The sequence below is a fragment of the Bryocella sp. genome, from assembly GCF_058498515.1.
Genome location: NZ_JBMHYI010000005.1, coordinates 1 through 17222, shown reverse-complemented (window position 1 = coordinate 17222; position 17222 = coordinate 1). Strand labels below are relative to the sequence as shown.

15 protein-coding genes are annotated in these 17222 nt (G+C 61.8%); 8 read left to right on the top strand and 7 right to left on the bottom strand.

The window, feature by feature from the left end:
• The first annotated feature begins 94 nt into the window (after positions 1-94).
• The gene (locus tag AC5E6W_RS01060) at positions 95-526 is read left to right on the top strand and encodes a MarR family winged helix-turn-helix transcriptional regulator (RefSeq protein ID WP_491750401.1); all 432 of its coding nucleotides are present in this window, start codon (positions 95-97) and stop codon (positions 524-526) included.
• 11 nt (positions 527-537) lie between these two features.
• Here AC5E6W_RS01060 and AC5E6W_RS01055 read toward each other — a convergent pair whose 3' ends face one another.
• Together AC5E6W_RS01055 and AC5E6W_RS01050 are read right to left on the bottom strand one after the other, a co-directional pair.
• Positions 538-1839 carry an acyltransferase family protein gene (locus tag AC5E6W_RS01055; RefSeq protein ID WP_491750400.1) on the bottom strand — a complete coding sequence of 434 codons (1302 nt, stop codon included), beginning with the start codon at positions 1837-1839 and terminating at the stop codon, positions 538-540.
• 126 nt (positions 1840-1965) lie between these two features.
• Positions 1966-2355 carry an ArsR/SmtB family transcription factor gene (locus AC5E6W_RS01050; protein ID WP_491750399.1) on the bottom strand — a complete coding sequence of 130 codons (390 nt, stop codon included), beginning with the start codon at positions 2353-2355 and terminating at the stop codon, positions 1966-1968.
• A 110-nt stretch (positions 2356-2465) separates the two neighbouring features.
• Between AC5E6W_RS01050 and AC5E6W_RS01045 the strand changes: the two genes are divergently transcribed.
• Positions 2466-3197, top strand: coding sequence for an SDR family oxidoreductase (locus tag AC5E6W_RS01045; RefSeq protein WP_491750398.1), 732 nt, complete (start codon positions 2466-2468; stop codon positions 3195-3197).
• A gap of 391 nt (positions 3198-3588) precedes the next feature.
• A complete protein-coding gene (locus AC5E6W_RS01040) occupies positions 3589-5022 on the top strand; it encodes a DUF418 domain-containing protein (protein ID WP_491750397.1) in 1434 nt (477 codons plus the stop codon).
• Positions 5023-5234: 212 nt separating this feature from the next.
• Here AC5E6W_RS01040 and AC5E6W_RS01035 read toward each other — a convergent pair whose 3' ends face one another.
• Positions 5235-6092, bottom strand: a complete 858-nt coding sequence (locus AC5E6W_RS01035; RefSeq protein ID WP_491750396.1) for an SDR family oxidoreductase — start codon at positions 6090-6092, stop codon at positions 5235-5237.
• An 81-nt stretch (positions 6093-6173) separates the two neighbouring features.
• On the opposite strand from AC5E6W_RS01035, the gene AC5E6W_RS01030 reads away from it, so the two are divergent.
• Positions 6174-6605 (top strand): winged helix-turn-helix transcriptional regulator, encoded by a 432-nt coding sequence (locus AC5E6W_RS01030; RefSeq protein ID WP_491750395.1) that lies wholly within the window; start codon positions 6174-6176, stop codon positions 6603-6605.
• 48 nt (positions 6606-6653) lie between these two features.
• On the opposite strand, the gene AC5E6W_RS01025 is transcribed toward AC5E6W_RS01030, so the two are convergent.
• On the bottom strand, positions 6654-7055 hold the full coding sequence (locus AC5E6W_RS01025) for a DUF3224 domain-containing protein (protein WP_491750394.1): 402 nt from the start codon (positions 7053-7055) through the stop codon (positions 6654-6656).
• A 115-nt stretch (positions 7056-7170) separates the two neighbouring features.
• Between AC5E6W_RS01025 and AC5E6W_RS01020 the strand changes: the two genes are divergently transcribed.
• From AC5E6W_RS01020 to AC5E6W_RS01005, 4 genes are all read left to right on the top strand, one after another.
• Positions 7171-8049: a helix-turn-helix domain-containing protein gene (locus tag AC5E6W_RS01020; protein ID WP_491750393.1), complete on the top strand. Its 879-nt coding sequence runs from the start codon at positions 7171-7173 to the stop codon at positions 8047-8049.
• Between the two features lie 34 nt (positions 8050-8083).
• Positions 8084-8821, top strand: coding sequence for a cytochrome b/b6 domain-containing protein (locus tag AC5E6W_RS01015; RefSeq protein WP_491750392.1), 738 nt, complete (start codon positions 8084-8086; stop codon positions 8819-8821).
• A complete protein-coding gene (locus AC5E6W_RS01010) occupies positions 8818-9579 on the top strand; it encodes a molybdopterin-dependent oxidoreductase (RefSeq protein WP_491750391.1) in 762 nt (253 codons plus the stop codon). The genes AC5E6W_RS01015 and AC5E6W_RS01010 overlap by 4 nt, the downstream gene beginning before the upstream one ends.
• 413 nt (positions 9580-9992) lie before the next feature.
• Complete coding sequence (locus tag AC5E6W_RS01005; protein ID WP_491750390.1) at positions 9993-13295, top strand: protease pro-enzyme activation domain-containing protein; 3303 nt, start codon at positions 9993-9995, stop codon at positions 13293-13295.
• A 99-nt stretch (positions 13296-13394) separates the two neighbouring features.
• Here the strand turns inward: AC5E6W_RS01005 and AC5E6W_RS01000 are convergent, their stop codons facing one another.
• The 3 genes from AC5E6W_RS01000 to AC5E6W_RS00990 form a co-directional block, all read right to left on the bottom strand.
• Positions 13395-15113, bottom strand: a complete 1719-nt coding sequence (locus AC5E6W_RS01000) for a DUF885 domain-containing protein (RefSeq protein WP_491750389.1) — start codon at positions 15111-15113, stop codon at positions 13395-13397.
• Positions 15114-15313: 200 nt separating this feature from the next.
• Positions 15314-15877: an energy transducer TonB gene (locus AC5E6W_RS00995; RefSeq protein WP_491750388.1), complete on the bottom strand. Its 564-nt coding sequence runs from the start codon at positions 15875-15877 to the stop codon at positions 15314-15316.
• 161 nt (positions 15878-16038) lie between these two features.
• The gene (locus AC5E6W_RS00990; protein WP_491750387.1) at positions 16039-16890 is read right to left on the bottom strand and encodes a TIGR03435 family protein; all 852 of its coding nucleotides are present in this window, start codon (positions 16888-16890) and stop codon (positions 16039-16041) included.
• Positions 16891-17222 lie beyond the last annotated feature (332 nt).

The window sequence follows — 17222 nt, the reverse complement described above, 5'->3', positions numbered from 1 at the left end:
TTTGTACTGTCAGAGATAATTGAATGACTCAATCAATATGAGATAGAAAACCGGAGCGCGAGTGCGGATCAAAGCCTTTCTGGACCATAGCCCGATGTTTTGCATCAGTTCGACGGCGCGGCGGTTCGATGTGCTGGCGGCGAGACTGCTGAAGGCCGACGACTTGAGCTTCTTCGAGGCGCTGGTGCTGGCTGCGCTGTTCTTCGAGTCGGCAACCACAGTGAAGCCATCGCAGCTGGCGGAGGTGTTCGGCACGACGCGCGGCAATGTCAGCCATTGCGTCTCCTCCCTGGAGGCGAAGGGACTGGTGCGACGGAGGATCGATCCGGCGGATGCGCGGGCGTACCATCTCGCGCTGCGGCCTGGGGGCAAGCGCGCTGCGATGCGGGTGATTGGGGCGCTGGATAAGCTGCAGCGGGAGTTCGAGGCCGAGGTGGGCAAGGAGGCGCTGCAGTCGACGTTGCGTGTGGTGCGAAGCCTCGGTGAGATGGGGTCGGGCCGAACGCAGCGGCGGGCGAAAAACTGAAGGCTTCGGAGCTAGAGGGCGGGGTCGGAGCGCATTTCGGATTCGAGTGCGGCGGTGGATTCGTGGCGCGAGGTGCGGTCGCGGAGACGGAGGAACGGGCGCTCGACTGCGAGGTGGAGGAACCACGCGGCAGCGAGGCAGGCGATGGCATAGAGCAGCCAGGATGCGGGGCCCTGGGGTTGGGTGATCGCGGGGAACCGCTCCATGAGCAGGTGGCCAATTTCTTTGTGAGTGAGATAGAGCGCGAAGGCCAGTGTGGCGAGGGTTTGCGCTCCGGGGATGCGCCAGCGGGCGAGCAGGCCGTTGCGGCTCATGGCGGAGGCGGTGATGAGGCCGAGGCCGAGCGAGAGCAGCGGAAGGCCGACGATCATTCCCCACTTGGCGGAGCCTTCGTCGCTGCCGAGGTCGCGGTTGCGGAACATCCAGATGAGCGGAGCGACGCAGGCGATGCCTGCGAGAAGTAACGTGTGGCCGCGCAGCATGAGGCGATTCCAGGTTGCGGGGCGGAAGGTTTTGAGGAGCGCGAGAGTCACTCCGGCGGTGAGGCCGTCGAGGCGGGAGTAACTCGTGTAATAGACCTTTGTATAGATTTCGTCGGGATATTGGGCGATGAGCCAGTAACGGAGAGCCAAGCCTCCGAAGACGACGAAGGCGATGCTGAATGCGGTCTTGCGCGCGGAGGGTTTGCGCATGAGCAGCGTGACGAGTAATGGAAGGATGAGGTAGAAGTGCTCTTCCACGCAGAGGGACCAGGCGTGGGAGAAGGCTCGGCGGCGGAAAGAGAATCCGAAGTTCATGGTGAAGGTGAGGAACTTCCAGAGCGGGCCGATGGCTGGGGCTTCGCGCCAGGCGGGGACGAGGAAATAAAGCGCGATGACGACGAGATAGACGGGGAGGATACGAAAAGCGCGGCGGAGATAGAAGTCTCCAATGGACGGTGACTTGCCACGGAGATAGGGCTTGAGTAACTGCTGGCCGATGAGAAATCCGGAGAGGACGAAGAAAAGGTCGACGCCCATCCAGCCGTGATAGGTGACGGGGAGGATGCGCTCGGGCAGCTCGCCGAAGATGGTGAGGTGGTAGAGCATAACGGCGAGGACGGCGAAGGCTCGCAGGGTGTCTAGACCATGCAGCCGGGAGCCGACACCGTGATTGCGGGGTGCGGGGGGATGAGTTGTCATGTGCGGTGAAGCGGAGAGGCGAGCTCGATCAGAGTAACTCGAAATGATGCGGGGGCTGGTGTGGGCCGCGGTGGGAATGATGGCGAAGTTGGTTCGGCCCGTCGTGATCTGGCTGAAACGTCTCCGCGGCAACTTGTAAGAGCTATTTTCTGTAGAGGTATGAGGGGAAGAGGGCGCCCGCTTTGCGGGCTGGAGGTTTGAGGTAAGGCTCGTCTCAGCCTAGCAGTGCTTATGGTCTGACCATGGTCGTTGAGGAGTTTAGCGTGAGCGGGTGGGGCGCTTCTTTGCTGGCTTTGCGCGGGCTTTCTTGGCGGTGGCTTCGTCGAGCTCGATGCTGTGGGCTTTGACGATGGAGGCGAGTAGGCCGGGGAAGCGGGCGTCGACTTCGGCGCAGCGGGAGAGGTTGTGGACCTCGACGCCGTGGCGTTCGCTGCGGATGAGGCCGCTTTCGCGGAGGATCTTGAAGTGCTGCGAGAGGGTGGACTTGGGGATGGGGCGGTCGAGGACGCAGAGGAAGGTGGAACAGTTCTGGGGACACTCCTGGGCGACGATGTCGACGAGGATGGCAATGCGGACGGGATCGGAGAGCGCGTAGAGTATGCTCTCGACGGAGACGTCCTGGATTGCGGGATGGAGCAGCGGCCTCATTACCGATAAGAGTATGGAAGAAAGGGCGAAGGTTCAATAGTTCGCGAATCCGGAACTTTTGAATCGCAACGCTAAGGGCGTCCATCTAGTCAGCCAGGAGGAGCAAACCGATGGGTAAGCTCGAAGGCAAGGTAGCAGTGATTACGGCGGCGACGTCCGGCATGGCGCTGGCGACGGCGAAGCAGTTTGTGGCGGAGGGCGCGTATGTGTTCATCACGGGGCGCAAGCAGGATCAGCTGGATGCAGCAGTGAAGGCGATTGGGCGCAACGTGACCGGGGTGCAGGGCGACGCTTCGAACCTGAAGGATTTGGACCGGCTGTATGAGACGGTGAAGCGCGAAAAGGGGACGATCGATGTGCTGTTTGCGAGCGCGGGCACGGGTGAGTTCGCGACGCTGGAGCAGGTGACGGAGGAGCATTTCGACAAGACGTTTGATCTGAATGTGCGGGGCACGTTGTTCACGGTGCAGAAGGCGCTGCCGCTGTTCAACAAGGACGGCGCGATCATCATCAATGGGTCGATCGCCAGCATCAAGGGCTTTCCTTCGTTTGGCGTGTACTGTGCGAGCAAGGCGGCACTGCGCGCGCTGGCGCGGACCTGGCTGCTGGAGTTGAAGGATCGCGGGATTCGGGTGAACGTGTTGAGCCCGGGCACGATCGACACGCCGGCATTGGCTCCGCTGGGTGACGCGGCGAAGGAGGGCTTCAAGGCGATGATTCCGCGCGGCACGATGGGACGGCCTGAGGAGATTGCGACGGTGGCGACGTTCCTGGCATCGAGCGACTCGAGCTTTGTGAATGGCGTGGAGCTGTTTGTGGATGGCGGTACGGCACAGATCTAACTGAGGTATGGAAGGCAAAGGCCGCGCTATGGCGCGGCTTTTGTGCGTGTGCGGGACGGGACCCTGGGGCAACCGGTTCGGCGACGGGATTAGCCCGAAGAAGCAGGTCTCTCCACTACGCGGGATGGTGATGCTATCCCGCTCCGGTCGAGATGACACATCGAGAGAGAGTGGCGGGCATTCTGCTAACCCACGTCTCAGAAGCGAGACGTGGGGCACCCGGCGTCACCGCGGCTTCGGCCCCTTTCTTTTGTATGCGTTCTCCGGGGTGAGATATATCAGCTGAGGGGAGTTATCGTTGGTGCTGCGATGACGCCGGTTGCGTGGTAGTCTTTTCGGCAAAGTGATGTCCCCCCAAAATCAGCTGTGCGATCTCTCTTGAGGTGAGCGTATGAGCACTTCCGTTGTTGCCGTCGATTCCAGCCCGGTTGCCCCGGGCGCCAACGAGGAACTGGCGGGACCACCGCATGCTGTGTCGTTTGCGCCGGTCTCACGGCAGGAACGCATCAGCACGATGGATACGCTGCGCGGGTTTGCGCTGATGGGCATCCTGTTGATGAACATCACGGACTTCGCACTGGGATTCTACGACTACAACTGGCCGCTGTCGACAGAGAAGCCGGTCTTCGACGGGCCGCACTGGAAGATCAACACGGCGCTGTGGTTTGCACGGTGGATTTTTGCCGAGGGCAAGATGCGCGGCATGTTCAGCATGCTGTTCGGCGCGGGTGCGATCCTGCTGACGGAGCGTGCGGAGAGGCGCGGCGCGGGTATTCGCGTGGCGGACATCTGGCTGCGGCGCAACATGTGGCTGGTGCTGCTGGGCATGCTGCATGGGTATCTCATCTGGAGCGGGGATATCCTGTTTTATTACGGTCTCGCGGGTCTTCTCTTCCTGTTTCCGTTCCGCGTGGTGCGGCCGAAGCGGCTGCTATGGGCGGCGGGGATTGTGCTGTTCCTGAATTGGCTGATTGTCGATAACGGACAGACCTTTGCGACGATCTACGTGCACAAGAAGGGTGTGGAGGCGCGGGAGGCGTACAAGAAGAACCACGTGGTGACGGAGGACCAGCGCAAGGCTATCGATTCCGCGGACAAGGCGGAAGGCCGTTTCCGGATGAGCGTGACCGATCGGCGCAAGGATATTGCGGCGCAGCAGAAGAATTACTTTTCGGCGCAGGGAGCACGGGCCAAGGAGGTCATCCAGGGTGAGCTGAAGGGGGCCTACTTCGGCTGGGGCGACTGGATGGGGATGATGCTGCTGGGCATGGCGCTGTATAAGAACGGTTTCCTGCCGGGGCGGCTGAGCACGAAGACGTATGCATGGAGCGCGGCGATTGGCCTGGGCATTGCGTGGCCGCTGATCGGGGTGGGAGCGTATGAAGCGTGGAAGAGCCACTTCGACAGCATCAAGACGATGCTCTGGATGCAATCGACGTACAGCCTAGGGCGCGTTGCGGGAGCAGTGGGAACGGCTGCGCTGCTGATCCTGATCATGCGGTCGGGGGCGCTGAACTGGTTGATGACGCGGGTTGCGGCGGTGGGGCAGATGGCGCTGTCGAACTACCTGCTGACGAGCCTGAGCATGCAGTTCCTTTTTGTGTGGGGACCGACGCACTGGTACGGCTACATGGAGTACTACAAGCTCTATATTGTGGTGCTGTGCATGTGGGCGGTGAACCTGGTGTGGAGTCCGATCTGGCTGAAGTACTTCCAGTTTGGCCCGGTGGAGTGGTGCTGGAGGTCGTTGACGTACTGGAAGCGGCAGCCGATGCGGATCCGGGAGAGCGGCGAGGCGATGGTGTCGACGGCTCCTGCGGTGTAAGCGCGTGAGGTGACGATACGCTGCGAACGGCCTGGGAGGATGAACCCTCCCAGGCCGTTTTGTTTTTGTGCGGGGTTTGTTTGCTGAAGAGCGACGAGGGGAACAGGGCGCCGCGCTCTGCGGGCTTGAGGTTTGAGGAAAGGCTGCCTCCGGAGCGGGCATCCTGCGAACCCACCTCTCTTCGAGATATTGGGCACCCGAATTGTGCGGGCTTAGGTGAGGGGCTTGAGAGCGGTGGTTACGGCGTCGGCGAGGGTTGTGGTGGGATGGCCGATGAGTTTGCTGAGCTGGTGGGAGGCGTCGTCGAGCGCACCGGTGGCGGCGTGAGCTTCGGCGTCGGCTATGATGTGGGCGGCTTCTGCGGGAAGGAAGGTGGCGAGGATCTTCTCGTACTCGGCGGCGGGGAGGTTGTGATAGCCGATGGTCTTTCCGGTCTGGCGGCTGACTTCGGCGGCGAGCTCGGCGCGGGTGTAGGGTACATCTCCGCCTAGCTCGTAGATGGAGTTGGCGTGGGCGTCTGCGGTGAGGACGACAGCCGCGGCTTCGGCGAAGTCGGCACGTGCGGCGGCGGCGAAACGACCATCCGCGGAGGCTCCGATGAAGGCTCCCTGCTGGAGCGCGGGCGCGATGGCTGCCGTTTGGTTTTCGAGGTACCAGCCGTTGCGGAGCAGCGAGTAGCTGAGGCCGCTGGCCTGGAGGTAGCGCTCGGTGGCGAGGTGTTCTTCGGCGAGTGCGAGGGGCGAGGTGTCGGCGTGGAGGAGGCTGGTGTAGGCGAGGAGTTTCACGCCGGCGGCCTTGGCGGCGTCAATGACGGCGGTGTGTTGCGCGATGCGCCGGCCGACTTCGTTCGAGGAGATGAGGAGGATCTTGTCGACTCCGGCGAAGGCGGTGGCCAGGGTTTCGGGGCGGTTGTAGTCGGCTTCGCGGACCTGGATACCTTTGGCGGCGAGCGCAGCGGCCTTGGCGGGGGTGCGGACGGCGGCGACGATTTGACTGGCGGGGACGTTCTTCAGCAGGGATTCGATGACGAGGGTTCCAAGCTGTCCGGTGGCTCCGGTGACGGCGATCATGTGTCTCTCCTTGAGATGTCTGGCCGGCGATGCGCCGGGTTGTTTCTCTTACAGAGACAAGCGTAGACCAAGGAGCTTACTTTGCGTAAGTACGTACCTGGGAGTAAGCTCTATGCCATGCCGTGGCCGAAGAGTACGAAGACTGTTCGCATCCGCAAGGGGAACCTGTATGCAGCCGATTGCCCAACGCGGGACATTCTCGATGATGTGACCTCGCGATGGGGGTCGCTGGTGCTGGTGCTGCTGCTGGAGAGCAGCTATCGGTTCAGCGAGCTGGCGTACCTGATTGGCGGGGTGAGCGAGAAGATGCTGGCGCAGGCGCTGCGGGCGTTGGAGGCGGATGGCTTTGTGCTGCGCACTGTGCATGCGACGAAGCCACCGAAGGTGGAGTACAGCCTGACGCCGTTCGGGCGGCAGATTGCGGAGCCGATGAAGGTGCTGACGGAGTTCGTGCAGAAGAATGTGGGCAAGGTGATGGCGCATCGGGCGGCGATGGCGAAGAAGTTGGCGTAGGGCGTCCCGATAACGGCGGGGCTGAAGCCCCGGCCCTACAAAGCCTCGTCAGGGAAGCTGGTAGTCGAAGATGTAGGAGTGGTTGCCGTTGGCGTCGATGATGATGGTGAGCTCTCCGCTGATGCCTTTGAGGTCGCCGGTTCCTGAGCCTTTCATGACGACGATCTTCATTACGCCGGAGGATGGGTCGCCGTTGGTCATGGTGGCTTGATGCATGAGGAGGAAGCTGCCTTTATGTCCGGCGAGCTCTCCGCTGAATCGATCGAGGGCGACGTAGCCCATGGCCTTGGTGTCTTCGACCAGGGTGCTCAGCATCTCGCCGCGGGCTTCGCCCTGGAGGTCGCCGTGGAAGGATTTCTGTAAGCCGTAGCGGGCGAGTTTTGCTTCGGTCTCGAGTGGCGTTGCGGTTTCGGGCGTTACCTTGACGTCGAATGTTCCTTTTGCCTGCATGGGTCGTTCTCCTTGCGCCATCAGGGCCACTGGGAAGAGCATCGCGGCTGCGACTATTTTGGGTAACAATCTCATGGTGGCCTCCAGTCCAAAACATACAGCGCCGGACGCCGTGGTGATTGCAAGAACGCGACAGGAGCCTGCGGCGTTTGCGCCGCGGGTGGGACCGCCGCGCGGGGTGCTGAAGGTCGAGGCGCCGGAGGGTCGGTTTTTTCATCAGCGGCTGGCTGCTCCGGCGGCAATGGCGGGGTGGGTGCAGCACCTGTGGTTTGTGCAGTGGGACCTGCGGAATGCCGAGCCAAAGACGGCGGAGACGCTGCCCCATCCGAATGCTTACCTGATCTTCGAGCACGATCTTACGAAGACGGCGCATGGACCGCTGACGAGGATGAACGCGGAGGTGAGTGGGGTGACGCGCAACCGATTTACGCGCGTGATGGAAGGGCACGGACGGGTGTGTGGGTTGAAGCTGCGGCCGGGAGGGCTGCGGACGTTTCTGCCTGGGCCGGTGGCGTCGCTCACGGGGCGTGTGGTTCCTGCAGAGGATGTGTTTGGACGCGGGATTTTGCGGCTGGCGCGGGAGGTGCGTGCGCTGAGTACGCCGGAGGAGATGGGCGTGGCGGTGGCGCGGTACTTCGAGGCGCATGCGCCGCAGCGTGATGCGCAGGCGGAGCTTGCGGGTGAGCTGGTGGATGCGATTCTTGCGGAGCCGACGCTGCTGACGGTGGAGAGTCTGTCGCGACGTAGCGGGCTTTCGGTGCGGTCGCTGCAGCGGTTGTTTTGCGAGTATGTGGGCGTGTCTCCGAAGTGGGTGATCCGGCGATACCGGCTGCACGAGGTGCTGGAGCGGCTGCATGGCGGCGAGGCATTTGATGGAGCGCAGGTGGCGTTGGACCTGGGCTATGCGGACCAAGCTCACCTGATCAATGACTTCCGCAAGCTTGCGGGATATGCGCCGGCGGAGTATCGGAAGAGCGTGCACGGGCGGCGTTGAGCGCGGAAAATGCTCTGGTGCTATTCTTCTGCGCATGTCGCAGCAGCCGGGAAAACAAGCAGCTGAAGGGCCACGCCATGGGGCCGTGGTGCGCGTGACACACTGGCTGACGTTTGTGGCGTTCGCGGCTTTGCTGGTGAGTGGCGTCGAGATTGTGTTTTCGCATCCGCGGTTCTATTTAGGCGAGACCGGCAATGTGAATATGAAGCCGCTGTTTACTCTGCCGGTGGCATCTTCGCGGGATACGGTGCCTACGGCTTATAACTATGTGCTGCCGGATCAGAATGGATGGAGCCGGTATCTGCACTTTGAGGCGGTATGGCTGCTGCTGTTTGTCGGGCTGGCGTATGTGGTGAGCGGATGGCGGAGTGGGCACTTCCGGCGGGATATTGTTCCGGGCCGCGGTGAGTGGAGCTGGAGCGCTATGTGGCGCGTGGTTGGGGGATATCTACGTTTGGCTCCGAAGCAGAAAGATTCGGCGACGAGTTATAACGCTGCGCAGCGGGCTGCTTACTTCCTGGTGATCTTTGTGGCGTTTCCGCTGATGGTGTGGACGGGGCTGGCGATGTCGCCGACGTTTGCGGGAGTTGCGCCGTGGGCGGTGGTGGCGATTGGGGGGCGGCAGACGGCGCGGACGCTGCACTTCTTCCTGACGTGGGCGCTGGTGCTGTTTTTCGTTACGCATGTGGCGATGGTGGCGACGTCCGGATTTGTGGCTCGGATGCGGGGGATGATTACGGGAAGAGTGGAGCGCAGCAAGGAGGCGGCATGAGGTCGATCTCGAGACGGAGCCTGTTGTGGGGTGGGTTGGCTGCTGCGGCGGGCGTTGCGGGCGTGCTGGAGGCTCCGAAGCTCGGGGCGCGTTGTGGGATTGTGCCTCTGGACAGTGCGGGCTTCTATGGACCGGGCGAGGTGCTGACGTATGCGGCGAGCCGGATTGTTGCGCCGCGGTCGCCAGCGCGGGAGTTTGCGAAGTCGATGATCTCGTCGAAGCCGTTTGCTAACTCGACGTATGGGCCGGTGCCTGCGGAGTTTGCGAAGCATAAAGCGGAGGGATTTCGTAACTGGAAGGTCTCGGTGGAAGGCATGGTGATGCACCCGATGACGTTCTCGGTGGCTGACTTGATGCAGATGGGCAAGAGCAGCCAGGTGACCGAGGTGGCTTGCGAAGAGGGATGGAGTTACATTGCGGAGTGGATTGGCACGCCGGTGGCGGCGATGATGCGGGAGGTGCAGCCGCTGGCTCCGGCGAAGTACCTGGTGTACACGTCGATGCGGGATGGGCTGTGGGACTCGATCGACATGGTGGATGCGGGGCATCCGCAGACGCTACTGACGTGGGGCATGAATGATGGGGACCTGCCGTTCGGGTTTGGTGGACCGCTGCGGATGCGGCTGCCGAAGCAGCTGGGGTATCGCAGCGTGAAGTATGTGCACAAGATTGTGTTTGCGGATTCGATGAAGGGGTTTGGTAAGGGGATGGGGTCGGCGAATCCGGAGTATGGGTACTCGTGGTATGCGGGGATTTGACGGGCCGGAACGCGGCGAGGGTTCGAAGTTTCCGGGAAGCGCGCTTCAGGTGAGCGACGCCTCTATCAGGAGAAGCCGGATTTCGATCAAAAACGGACACTGTTGGCCAACATGCAACGTGACGACGAGACCGATTGCGAAGGTGAGCCTATCACCATGAAGACAAGGCCCGAAGCATCGTCCTGAACCGGCGTGAATACACTTCGCTTGCGCTCATAGCCCGCTTGTCGATAAACCGGACATGGTGTTCTTCCTGAATCGGAACCGCCGATAGATGCATCGCGACGATTTTGCCTAAAGCGTTAGCGAAGGACATCCACTTGATCCGTTTGACTCGATGCAGCACGGGCCGGCTCATGCCCCGGCTTAGCTCCCTTATGTTCGTCGTCGCCTCGCTGTCCCTCGGATCTGCCATGGCGAGTGCGCAGTGGCAGGCCCAGACTCTGTCCGGTCACGTGCCGCATGCCGTGAGCAGTTCGCGCGTGGTCCGGGATCTTGCACGTGAAACCCGGCTCCATCTTGCCATCGGCCTTCCCCTTCGCAATCAGGTGGAACTCGACAGCGTCATCGCGCAGATCGCCGATCCTGCGAGCCCCAGTTATCACCATTTTCTTACTCCCGATCAGTTCGCCGCGAGATTCAGTCCGACGCAGCAGGACTATCAGGCCGTCATTGACTTCGCGCAGCAGAATGGCCTTACCGTCACCGGCACACACAGCAACCGGAGTGTCCTTGCCGTTACCGGAGACACGAAGGCGGTCGAAAAAGCGTTCAGCGTCAAGATGAAGGTCTACAGCCATCCGCAGCGCGGTGAGTTCTATGCTCCGGACCGCGAGCCCACCGTCACGGCCAACGCCGTTGTGCTCGACGTCAGTGGGCTCGACAACTTTGCGCCGCCGCAGCCTATGTCGCTTACGACGCGTGCGCTGAACGCAGCTGCTCCCAACGTCACAGGAACCGGTCCCTACGGCTACTTCATTGGCAAGGACTTCCGCGACGCCTACGCGCCCGGTGTCACACTGACCGGTACGGGCCAGACGGTTGGCCTGCTGGAGTTTGACGGATTCTTTCCGGGAGACGTAACCAAGAACTTTTCCCAGGCTGGACTTCCTGTCGTTCCCACGCAGACCGTTCTGCTCGACGGCTTCAATGGGGCTGCAGGCAGCGACAATATTGAAGTCATTCTTGACATTATGATGGCCGCGTACATGGCTCCTGGGCTGTCCAAGATCATGGTCTATGAGGGCTATAACCCTAACGACGTGCTCAACCGCATGGCCACGGACAATCTGGCCCAGCAGCTCAGTTCCTCCTGGGGCTTTGGCAGCCAGAACGCCACCACGGAGCAGATCTTCAAGCAGTTCATCGCGCAGGGCCAATCTCTGCTCCAGGCTTCTGGCGATAGCGGCGCTTATCACGGCACGATTATGGCTCCGTCTGATAGCCCCAGCCTCACGGTTGTGGGCGGCACCAGCTTGACCACCTCCGGCTCCGGCGGCCCCTGGCTGGCAGAGAGCGCGTGGTCCGGCAGCGGCGGCGGCATCAGTACCGTCTATCCCATTCCCAGCTATCAAGTCGGGACCACCACGCCCTCCGGCGGTGGCTCCAAGACGATGCGCAATATTCCTGACGTCGCGCTTACTGCCGACATCCAGATGTACCTCATCTTCAATAACGGTCAGACGACAGGGGTGGGTGGCACGAGCGCGGCGGCTCCGCTATGGGCAGGCTTCATCGCACTCGCCAACCAGCAAGCTGCAGCCAACTCCAAGCCCCGCGTCGGCTTCCTGAATCCGTTGCTGTATGCCATCGGCAACAGCAGCAAGTTTGTCACTGACTTCAACGACATCCGCAGCGGCAGCAATGGCTTTGCTGCCGTCACCGGATACGACCTCGCTACTGGTTGGGGCTCGCCCTCCGGCCAGCACCTCATCTACGACCTCACCGGAACCTCTGGTTCACCATCGTTTACCCTTGCCACGTCTGTTCCCACGTTGAGCATCAAGCAAGCCACCAACGGTACGGCCACGGTCTCTGTGGCCGATCAGAATGGCTTCAACTCCAGTGTGACCGTCGCCGTCATGGGTCTGCCAAGCGGCGTTACCGCGACGTTCAGCCCGGCCACTACCAGCACCAGCAGCGTGCTGACTCTCACAGTTGGGGCATCCGCGACTAGGGGAACGTATCCGTTGACCGTCACCGGTACCTACGGAACACTGAGCAGCACCGCTCCTCTGGCGCTGACCGTACTTTCGCCCAGTTTCACCCTGACGTCTTCTGCCACCGCACTCAGCGTTCTGCAGAATGGCACCTCCAGTGCTGCTACTGCCATCGCGGTGGTTGCCACGGATGGCTTCAACGGCTCCGTGACGCTTTCCACCTCGGCCCTGCCCACCGGCGTCACCGGTATCTTCACGCCGGCGACGACAACCTCAAGCAGCACTCTCAGCTTCAAGGCGTCGGCGACGACTCCTCCTGGAAACTATGTCCTCTCCATCAAGGGCATCTCCGGGACCTTGAGCAGCACCGTGCCCGTCGCCCTTACCGTCCTCGCCCCGGCTTTCACCCTTACCAATTCCATCGCCGGACCTACCGTCGCACGCTCCGCCAGCGCGGCCACCTCGATCGGTGTCGTTGGACAGAATGGCTTCAACGCGCTCGTGGCGCTCAGCGTCACGGGTCTTCCTACAGGTGTGACCGCCGCCTTCAGCCCTACGACAACATCCACCTTGAGTACGCTGACCTTCACCGCGAATGCCGCCGCCGTTGCAGGCGTGTATCCCATCACTGTCAACGGATTGTCGGGCACCCTCAAGGCCACGGAAAGCTTCAGTCTGACCGTCACTGCTCCCAGCTTCACTCTCTCGTTCCTGCCAACGGCCATCGCGCTTCCTCGCGGCCTCACCGCTTCGGGAACCGCAACCGCCGCTGCTCAGGGCGGGTTCACCGGGCCCATTACTTTATCCGCCTCGGGTCTCCCGGCTGGAGTTACGATGGCGGCTGCTCCAATCGCCACCAGTGGCTCGAGTGCGGTCACGTTCAGCGCTTCCACTTCGGCCGCGGCGGGCACTTATTCCGTTACGCTCAACGCGGTCTCAGGCTCGCTGACGAGTAGCGCGCCTTTCACCTTGACCGTCGCGGTCCCACCCACTGGAACGGCCTTTGCCAATCTCGCTCCGGTCTACAACGTCAACGCTCTAACGACTGACTACATGACCTTTACCGGCGGCGGATTTGACGGCGGTCTCAATGGAAGCGCAACAGCTTACTCCGCCAACCTCATCGGATTGCAGCAGACTATCGCTGGGACTCAATTCTTCTTCGGGCCGGCCGACACTCTGGACGCTGTTTCATCGAAAACCATCCCTCTACCTGTGGGCCAGTTCGCAAGCATCAAGCTCCTCGGCGCTGCAGTCAACGGCGGTCAGGTCGGGCAGGTCTTCAAAGTTACCTACACTGATGGTTCGACGGCTTCGATCACTCAGAACTTGAGCGACTGGTTTTCGCCACAGAACTTTGCGGGAGAAACGAAGGCCATCACCATGCCCTATCGCAATAACTCGCAAGGTCAGCGTGACAACCGCACTTTCTACCTGTACGAGTACAGTCTTCCCGTGATTGCGGGAAAGACGGTCTCCAGCATCACGTTGCCGAACAACCGCAACGTAGTCGTCCTCTCCGTATCCCTTTCGACCACCGTCGCATCGGTACGGTAGCTTGCGGGCGTCCTCGCCTTTCAACACTGGGGACTACTGTTGTAGGCAAGCAAATGGGCACGCATTGCTGCGTGCCCATTGCTGTGAACGGTTGAGGAGTTACTTTTCCATCTCGGGATAGGGGCCGATGCCGCCGCCTTTGATCCAGGCTTCCAAGTATTCGTCGAGCACGGGTAGGGGAACGCCGCCGGTTGCGAGGATGGCGTCGTGGAAGGCGCGGAGGTTGAACTTCCTGCCGAGCACCTGTTCGGCGTGGTGGCGTTCTTTCATGATTTCGGTCATGCCGAGGTAGTAACTGAGCGCCTGGCCGGGCCAGGAGATATAGCGGTCGATTTCTTCTTCGACATCGTGCTCGCTGAGGGCTGTGTTGTCGCGGAGATACTGCTGGGCTTGTTCGCGGGTCCAGCCCATGGAGTGCATGCCGGTATCGACGACGAGGCGGGAGGCGCGCCAGGACTGGAAGCTCAGCATGCCGAACTTCTCGTAAGGCGTGTGGTACATGTCCATCTCGGTGCCGAGGCGTTCGCAGTAGAGTGCCCAGCCTTCGCCGAAGGCGGAGCCGCCGCCGCGGTAGCCGTTGGGATCCTGGTGCTCGCGGGCGATGAGGCCGGCCCAGGAGTGGCCGGGGGCGGCTTCGTGGAGGGTGAGGGCGGGCATCGCGAAGATGGGGCGCGAGGGCAGGTCGTAGAGGTTGATGGAGAAGCCGCCGGGACCGCCGAAGCCTGCGGGCTGATAGGGCGCGACTTCTTCCGGCACCGGGTGCACGCCGAAGCGGCCGCGCGGCATGTAACCGAAGTAGCGATCGGCCTTGTCGTCGAACTCCTTCATCATGTAGGACGTGTCGCCGAGGAGCTCTTCGGGGGTCTTGGCGTAGAACTGGGGATCGGTGCGGAGGAACTTGAGGAAGGCGGGGAAGTCGCCCTGGAACTTGGCTTCGACGATGGTGTCGAGCATCTCCTGATGGATCTTGGCGACCTCGGCGAGGCCGAAGTTGTGGATCTCTTCGGCGGACATGTCGAGCGTGGTGTAGCGCTTGATCTGGGACTTGTAATAGGCCTTGCCGTCGGGAAGTGATTCGGCTGCGATGGACGTGACGGTGTGCGGATAGTACTCGTCGTTCCAGAACGAGAGCAGGACCTTGTACTCGGGGATGACGGTCTGCTCGATGACCTTCTTGGCTTCGGCGCGGAGGCGGGCCTGCTCGGCGGTGTTGATCGTCGAGGGCATGTGCAGGAAGGGCTTCCAGAATGGCGTCTTGTCGGCGCTGGCAGCGTTGGCGATGGGTGCGATGGTCTGGTCGCGGCCGGTGAGGGTGATCTTCGGCGGGGTGAAGCCGCGCGCGAGGCCGGCACGCATGTTGGCGATGTTCTCGGTGTAGAAGCGGGGGATATCCGCCATGTACGAGAGGAAGTTTTCGTAGTCCTTCTCGGTGCGGAAGCCGCGCTGGCCCGTGCCCTGCACGCCGGACCAGAACTGTTCGAGCGAGGTGACGGGCTTCTCGTATTCCTTGAACTTCTGGCCGTCGATCTGGGTGTCGATCTGGTAGAGGTAGATCTCGAGATTCATCTGCTCGGCCTGGCTCATGTCAGCCTTGGGGAGCTTGTCGAGCTGGGCCTTGACGCTCTCGAAGTGCTCGAGGGTCTTCTGCTGGGTGGCGGGGTCGACGGCGCGGAGGACTGCGGGTTGAATTCGCTGCTCACGGCCGGGGCGCTGATAGCCACGCTGGGTTTCGCGCCAGGCTATGTCGGCCTTGTGGATGGCATCGAGCTGCAGGCCGCCCTTGCTGGGGGGACCTGAAGGGAATGGAGAAGCTGGCATCGGGCTGCCGTCTTCTGTAGTCGTGGTGGTCGCTGGCGCTGGTGTTGCGGGCTTTGCTGCTGGAGCCTGAGCTATAGCGGCTGCAGTGGTGGCACACATCGAGACCGCTATCGTAGACAAAACTACTAGCGGGCGTAGTACTCGCATGACTTCTCCAGAGAGAAAAAGGGGATTTGCTACCAACGTAAACTACGCGGTGACTAAGCGCGCTCGAAGTGGAAGAGAAGTTGTTGCTTGCTGGCGACGGGCTTGCCTGCTTTGGTGGCGGGCGTGAAGGTCCAGGTCTGGACGACGGCCATGACGGCTTCGTCGAGACCATGGCCAAGGCCTTGATCTACCTGCGTGTCGACGACTTTGCCTTCTTCGTCGATGACGACATCGATGACGACGTCGCCTCGTACGCCGTGGGGGAGGACGGAGAGATCAGGCTTGGGATCGGGGAAGTAATCCGCCAGAGCGACGGAGACATCGGACTCGCCGGTGGGATCGCCACCACTGCTGGGTGGAGGCGGCTCGGGCTGCTTCATCGCGAGCCTGGGCGGGGTGATCTTGGGCCTGGGCCGCTGCACGATGGCCTGATGTCCCGGAGCATAGGGGACGATGACGACGGCGTTCCGGCGCTGATGCAGAGGGATTTTGGCAACACTGTTCACCTGGTACATAAGAGCCGCCAGGACAAGGACATGCAGCACGACCGACGCTATCTTCAGAGAAGACAGACGCCGGCTACCCAGGTGCGTAGCATCCAGCGATTGCAGTTGCATACGCTATCCTAGAGCATTTTCCGGGTGGTTGAATAGCCGAAAGTGGCGTTTTCATTGGCGAAAACGTGCGTCGGTGTTGCGTGGCGGCTGCATTACCTTGACGGGGGAATGGCTTGTAGCAGAAATGGCTTGTAACTGACGGCGTCCCCGCGGAGATAGTTTCAGTTTTCTGTGGGCTTTGTGATGTGGTCGACGACGAGGTTGGGGACGGGCTCGTGGACGGATTCGAGCTTGAGGCCGAGCTGCTCCTGCACGGCAGTGAGAATGTCGGGCCAGCTGTCGGGATCGTGGGTGGACCACTCGCGGCCGAACTGGAGCGTGTAGTTATACGTGCCGGTGAGGCCGGTCTTATCGACGACGGGCGCTTCGACCATGGAACTGAGCGCGCCGGTGATGGCGCGGAGGGAAGAGTTGGAGCCGACGAACTCGAGGCCATGTTGCGAGCCGTGAGCCTGGACGTTGGCGGGTGGCGGCGTGGTGGGGGCTTCGCCGTCGGGCGGTGGAGGCACGAGCTGCATCTTGACGCCGCCTTTGGCGACGACGAGGTTGTAGATGGAGCTGTTGCGGGTTTCGAGGTGAGTCTTGAGGCCGAGGCGGTCGGTGAGCAGGACGCGAATGGCGTGGCGCTTTTCGAGGCGGACCTCGTTGTCGGTGAGCTTGGCGAGGCGGGCGTCGGCGGCTTCGTCGGAGCGTGCCTGGATGTTGTAGAAGGTGTTCGCGACCCAATCGGGTGCGCCGACGACGGGGGCATCGAAGCCGTAGGCAATCTGCAGAAGGGCCTTGATGGGGAGGTTGGTGGCCTCGAAGCGGCTGGAGTGCGGCGGGCTGGAGACGGAGACGTGGAAGTTGGCGTCGGGCGGCGGTGCGAGGCGAATGACCGCGATGTCGAAGGTGAGCGTGGGCGTGAAGTTGGGCTCTTCCACGAGAGGCACCTGCGCGTGAGCGCGGAGGCCAGGCAGGAAGACGAGAAGAGCCGTGAGGAGGCCGAGCGGGCGCGGAAGGATGCGGAGCATAGGCGTAGGAGTCCTTGCGGGGATAGTACGCGGGAAGGGGCTGCGGGGTTCCGGAATTTTCGCATGGCGCAAATTTGAGCGGCTCGGCCGCAGGGGGCGGCTCCCGCGAGACGGGTCTGTTCTTCGTCGGCTTGCTCTTTGGGAAAGGGACTGATGGGAACGAAGTTTTTTAAGGACTTATCCGTAGATCGTCGACATCTGTGCGTGCATTGGCCTGTTAACCGGCCAATCGGTGCCCATTTTCATTCAGGTGGCGGGGAGTTTTCTTATTTCGGCGAGGAGCTTGATGAGTCGTTTGGAGAGCCTGAGAAGCCGATTGCGATTACTACCGT

Coding starts and splice junctions, on each gene's coding strand:
- AC5E6W_RS01060 (WP_491750401.1), top strand. CDS start 95: ATGTTTTGCATCAGTTCGACGGCGCGGCGGTTCGATGTGCTGGCGGCG.
- AC5E6W_RS01050 (WP_491750399.1), bottom strand. CDS start 2,355: ATGAGGCCGCTGCTCCATCCCGCAATCCAGGACGTCTCCGTCGAGAGC.
- AC5E6W_RS01045 (WP_491750398.1), top strand. CDS start 2,466: ATGGGTAAGCTCGAAGGCAAGGTAGCAGTGATTACGGCGGCGACGTCC.
- AC5E6W_RS01040 (WP_491750397.1), top strand. CDS start 3,589: ATGAGCACTTCCGTTGTTGCCGTCGATTCCAGCCCGGTTGCCCCGGGC.
- AC5E6W_RS01035 (WP_491750396.1), bottom strand. CDS start 6,092: ATGATCGCCGTCACCGGAGCCACCGGACAGCTTGGAACCCTCGTCATC.
- AC5E6W_RS01025 (WP_491750394.1), bottom strand. CDS start 7,055: ATGCAGGCAAAAGGAACATTCGACGTCAAGGTAACGCCCGAAACCGCA.
- AC5E6W_RS01015 (WP_491750392.1), top strand. CDS start 8,084: ATGTCGCAGCAGCCGGGAAAACAAGCAGCTGAAGGGCCACGCCATGGG.
- AC5E6W_RS01010 (WP_491750391.1), top strand. CDS start 8,818: ATGAGGTCGATCTCGAGACGGAGCCTGTTGTGGGGTGGGTTGGCTGCT.
- AC5E6W_RS01005 (WP_491750390.1), top strand. CDS start 9,993: ATGGCGAGTGCGCAGTGGCAGGCCCAGACTCTGTCCGGTCACGTGCCG.
- AC5E6W_RS01000 (WP_491750389.1), bottom strand. CDS start 15,113: ATGCCAGCTTCTCCATTCCCTTCAGGTCCCCCCAGCAAGGGCGGCCTG.
- AC5E6W_RS00995 (WP_491750388.1), bottom strand. CDS start 15,877: ATGCAACTGCAATCGCTGGATGCTACGCACCTGGGTAGCCGGCGTCTG.
- AC5E6W_RS00990 (WP_491750387.1), bottom strand. CDS start 16,890: ATGCTCCGCATCCTTCCGCGCCCGCTCGGCCTCCTCACGGCTCTTCTC.